Source organism: Streptomyces sp. NPDC059456 (assembly GCF_042750055.1).
GTDB lineage: Bacteria > Actinomycetota > Actinomycetes > Streptomycetales > Streptomycetaceae > Streptomyces.
The window spans coordinates 1-5,129 of sequence record NZ_JBHYVA010000620.1 but is presented as its reverse complement, the minus strand read 5'-3'; the positions used below and the strand labels follow the sequence as shown (position 1 = coordinate 5,129).

General features: G+C 71.6%; 2 protein-coding genes and 1 pseudogene. All 3 read left to right on the top strand.

Annotated features, from left to right (window positions below; translation table 11 throughout):
* Positions 1-1,744, top strand: a 1,744-nt coding sequence (locus ACFXA3_RS34875; protein WP_385193729.1) for a maltotransferase domain-containing protein, incomplete at its 5' end; no start/stop codon positions are given.
* On the top strand, positions 1,741-3,435 hold the full coding sequence (treS, locus tag ACFXA3_RS34870; protein WP_385193726.1) for a maltose alpha-D-glucosyltransferase: 1,695 nt from the start codon (positions 1,741-1,743) through the stop codon (positions 3,433-3,435). The genes ACFXA3_RS34875 and treS, both read left to right, overlap by 4 nt.
* A 152-nt stretch (positions 3,436-3,587) precedes the next feature.
* A pseudogene (locus tag ACFXA3_RS34865) lies at positions 3,588-4,928 on the top strand (phosphotransferase); the annotation flags it as partial.
* Positions 4,929-5,129: the final 201 nt, after the last annotated feature.

Here is a 5,129-nt window from a genome sequence, read left to right as displayed (position 1 = left end):
GACCTACACCGTCGAGGCCTGGAGCGACCCGGTCGGCACCTGGCAGGCACACGCCGCCATCAAGATCCCCGCGGGCATCGACCCCGGGCTCACCCTGCTCGAAGGCGCCGAGCTCTACGAGCGGGCCGGCTCCCGGATCCCCAGGAAGGACGGGCGCGAGCACGTACTGGCCGCCGCCGAGGCGATGCGCGACGAGGACCGCCCGGTGTCGCTGCGCCACGCCGCCGCCCTCGCGACCCCGGTCCAGGCCGCCCTCGCCCGGCGCCCGTACCGGGAGCTGGTCACCGCCTCCAAGTCCCTGCCGCTGGTCGTGGAGCGCAAGCGGGCCCTCTTCGGCTCCTGGTACGAGATGTTCCCGCGCTCCGAGGGAGCCGTCGTCGAGCCCGGCGAACGGCCCGTGAGCGGCACCTTCCGCACCGCCGCCGAGCGGCTGCCGGCCATCGCCTCGATGGGCTTCGACGTGGTGTACCTGCCACCGGTGCACCCCATTGGGAGTACGTACCGCAAGGGTCCGAACAACACCCTTTCGGCTGGAAGTTGGGACCCGGGTGTGCCGTGGGCCATCGGCTCCACGGAGGGCGGCCACGACGCCGTCCACCCCGAGCTCGGCACGATCGAGGACTTCGACGCCTTCGTCGCCCGCGCCCGCGAGCTGCGCATGGAGATCGCGCTGGACTTCGCGCTCCAGTGCTCCCCGGACCACCCGTGGGTGGAGAAGCACCCCGAGTGGTTCCGCCACCGGGCCGACGGGACGATCGCGTACGCCGAGAACCCGCCGAAGAAGTACCAGGACATCTACCCGATCCACTTCGACACCGACATGGCCGGGATCGTCGAGGAGACGGTCCGCGTCCTGCGGTACTGGATGGAGCACGGGGTCCGCATCTTCCGGGTGGACAATCCGCACACCAAGCCGGTCGTCTTCTGGCAGAAGGTGATCGCGGACATCAACAAGTCCGATCCCGACGTGATCTTCCTGGCGGAGGCCTTCACCCGGCCCGCGATGATGCGCACGCTCGCCGCCGTCGGCTTCCAGCAGTCGTACACGTACTTCACCTGGCGCAACACCAAGGCCGAGCTGACCGAGTACCTGACCGAGCTCGCGGACACCCGCTCGGCGTCCGTCATGCGGCCGAATTTCTTCGTCAACACGCCCGACATCCTCCACGAGTACCTCCAGCGGGGCGGCCGTCCGGCCTTCGAGGTGCGCGCCGTCCTGGCCGCCACCCTCTCCCCCACCTGGGGCGTCTACGCCGGGTACGAGCTGTGCGAGAACACCCCGGTCCGCGAGGGCAGCGAGGAGTACCTGAACTCCGAGAAGTACGAGTTCCGGCCGCGCGACTGGGCCGCCGCGGACCGCGAGGGCCGCACCATCGCCCCGCTGATCACCGCCCTGAACCGGCTGCGCCGGCGCAACCCCGCCCTCCAGCAGCTGCGCGACATCCATTTCCACCCGACCGACAACGACCAGGTGATCGCCTATTCGAAGCACGCGGGCGCCAATTCCGTACTGGTGGTCGTCAACCTCGATCCGCACCACACCCAGGAGGCGACGGTCTCGTTGGACATGCCGGTACTCGGCCTCGACTGGCACGGGTCCCTCGCGGTGCGCGACGAGCTCACCGGCGAGACCTACCACTGGGGCAGGGCCAACTACGTGCGTCTGGAACCGGGCCGCGCGCCCGCGCACGTTCTGGCGGCTCTGCGACCGTCCCCGCCCACCGGAGGGTCACCCACCACATGATGATCAACGATCCCGTCCACGACACGTTCGAGGACACCCCCGCGAAGGACCGCGACCCCGACTGGTTCAAGCGGGCGGTCTTCTACGAGGTGCTCGTCCGGTCCTTCCACGACAGCAACGGCGACGGCGTAGGGGACCTGAAGGGGCTCACCGCCAAGCTCGACTACCTCCAGTGGCTGGGCGTCGACTGCCTCTGGCTGCCGCCGTTCTTCGCCTCGCCGCTGCGCGACGGGGGCTATGACGTCTCCGACTACACCTCCGTGCTGCCCGAGTTCGGCGACCTCGCCGACTTCGTGGAGTTCGTGGACGCCGCGCACCACCGCGGCATGCGGGTGATCATCGACTTCGTCATGAACCACACGAGCGACCAGCACGAGTGGTTCCAGCAGTCCCGCAAGGACCCGGACGGCCCGTACGGCGACTACTACATGTGGGCCGACAACGACAAGCAGTACCAGGACGCCCGCATCATCTTCATCGACACCGAGACCTCGAACTGGACGTACGACCCGGTCCGCAAGCAGTACTACTGGCACCGGTTCTTCTCGCACCAGCCCGACCTCAACTACGAGAACCCGGCCGTCGTCGAGGAGATCGTCTCCGCCCTCCGCTTCTGGCTGGACCTCGGGATCGACGGCTTCCGCCTCGACGCCGTGCCCTACCTGTACGCCGAGGAGGGCACCAACTGCGAGAACCTGCCGCGCACCCACCAGCTCCTCAAGCGGGTGCGCGCCGAGATCGACGCGCACTACCCGGACACCGTGCTGCTCGCCGAGGCCAACCAGTGGCCCGAGGACGTCGTCGACTACTTCGGCGACTTCGAGTCCGGCGGGGACGAATGCCACATGGCGTTCCACTTCCCCGTCATGCCGCGCATCTTCATGGCGGTGCGAAGAGAGTCGCGCTACCCCGTCTCCGAAATCCTGGCCAAGACCCCGGCGATCCCGGACCGCTGCCAGTGGGGCATCTTCCTGCGCAACCACGACGAGCTCACCCTCGAAATGGTCACGGACGAAGAGCGCGACTACATGTACGCCGAGTACGCCAAGGACCCGCGGATGCGGGCCAACATCGGCATCCGGCGCCGGCTCGCCCCGCTCCTCGACAACGACCGCAACCAGATGGAGCTGTTCACCGCCCTGCTGCTGTCGCTGCCCGGCTCGCCGGTGCTCTACTACGGCGACGAGATCGGCATGGGCGACAACATCTGGCTCGGCGACCGCGACGGTGTGCGCACGCCCATGCAGTGGACCCCGGACCGCAACGCCGGTTTCTCCTCGTGCGATCCGGGCAGGCTGAACCTGCCGGTCATCATGGACCCCGTCCACGGGTACCAGGTCACCAACGTCGAGGCCGCGATGGCATCGCCCTCCTCGCTGCTGCACTGGACCCGCAGGCTGATCGAGGTCCGCAAGGCCAACCCGGCGTTCGGCCTCGGTTCGTACACCGAACTGTCCTCGTCCAACCCGGCGGTGCTCGCCTTCCTGCGCGAGTACGGGGACGACCTGGTGCTGTGCGTGCACAACTTCTCGCGCTTCGCGCAGCCCACCGAACTGGACCTGAGGTCGTTCAACGGACGGGTCCCGGTGGAGCTCACGGGTGACGTGCGCTTCCCGCCGATCGGCGAGTGGCCGTACCTGCTCACCCTCGCGGGACACGGCTTCTACTGGTTCCGCCTGCGCAACGAGTAGCCGCCGGGTGCGGGGTGGGCGCGCGAATGGGTCAATCGCCCGCCCCTGTACGGATCATCCTGACCCGACACTCGTACACCACCGGAGAAGCACTGACGCGATCCGGGACACTCTCCGCATTCTGTGACGGCCCGGGGAAAGGACGCGACGCCATGTCGGAGGCTGCATCCGCCGGGACGACCAGCACGACCGGGCTCGGCCCGCTGGAGCCCATGCTGCGGGACTGGCTGCCGGTACAACGCTGGTTCGCCGGCAAGGGCCGGCGCATCGGCCGGCTCCGGATGATCTCGGCGGCCGAGCTGCTGCCGCCGGGGTCCTCCCCCAGGCTGGTCCACCTGCTCCTGGACGTCGACGGCGACTGCTACCAGCTGCTGCTCGGCGTCCGCCCCGCACTGCCGCCGGCCCTCGCACCCGCCCTGATCGGCCGCGCCGAGCAGGGCCCGTACGCCGGCCAGTGCGTCTACGAGGGGCTGGGCGACCCCCGGCTGGCGGCCCTGCTGCTGGAACGGCTGCGCGCCCCCGGCACCCTCGGCCCGCTGCGGTTCGACCGCGACCCGATGGCGCTGATCCCGGCCGCGCTCACCCCCCGGCCGCTGTCCGGGGAACAGACCAACTCCTCCCTGATCTACGGGGATTCGTACATCCTGAAGGTGTTCCGCCGGGTCGGGCCGGGGGTCAATCCGGACCTGGAGCTGCCCCGGGCACTGGCGGCCGCCGGATGTGCCCGCGTCCCCGCGCCGGTCGCCTGGTACGAGGCGGCGCTGCCCGGTGGAGAACCGTTGACCCTCGGCGTGCTCCAGCCCTACCTGCGGGGCTCCGACGACGGCTGGCAGCTCGCGCTGCGCCGGCTCGGCGCCGGGGCCGACTTCACCGCCGAGGCGCACGCGCTGGGCCGGGCCACCGCCGAGGTGCACAGCGCGCTCGCTGGCGCCCTGCCGACCGTCGCCCTGGGCCCGGAGCAGACCGCCCGGCTCGCCTCGGGGATGACGGCCCGGCTGGCGGCCACCGCCCGCGAGGTGCCCGCACTGCGGCCCTACGAGGCGGGGCTGCGCGGGGCGTTCGACGCGCTGGCCGCCTCCCGCGGGGCCGGGGTGCCCGCCCAGCGGATCCACGGCGACCTGCACCTGGGCCAGACCCTGCGGACCGCGGACGGCAGCTGGGCGCTGATCGACTTCGAGGGCGAGCCGGCCCGGCCGCTGGCCGACCGGCGCCGCCCCGAACCCGCCGTCCGCGACATCGCCGGGATACTGCGCTCGTTCGACTACGCGGCCCGCTCCCACCGGCCGTTCGCCCCCGCCTGGGCGGACGCCTGCCGGGCCGCCTTCTGCGAGGGCTACGCCCGCACCACCGGCCGCGACCCGCGCGAGGACCCCGTCCTGCTGCGCGCGTACGAGACCGACAAGGCGGTGTACGAGGCGCGCTACGAGTCCCGGCACCGCCCCGACTGGCTGCACGTCCCCATGGCCGCGATCCGCCGGCTCGCCGCCGGAGCGGACCGGGGGTTCGGCCGGACCCGGCCGGCACCCGGGTCCGCCGCCCGCCCGGGGCAGCCCCACCGGCCCGGTTCCGGTCCCGCCGCGGGACCCGGTCCGGGGCCGGGGGGGGGGGGGGGGGCCCCCCCCCCCCCCCGCGCGCGCGCTCGCGGAGCCGCGAGGGGGCGCGCGACGCGGGGCGCTGGAGGTCACCCCGCGACA

Excerpts from the sequence above, each read along its gene's own strand:
- treS (WP_385193726.1), top strand. The coding sequence starts at position 1,741 with ATGATGATCAACGATCCCGTCCACGACACGTTCGAGGACACCCCCGCG.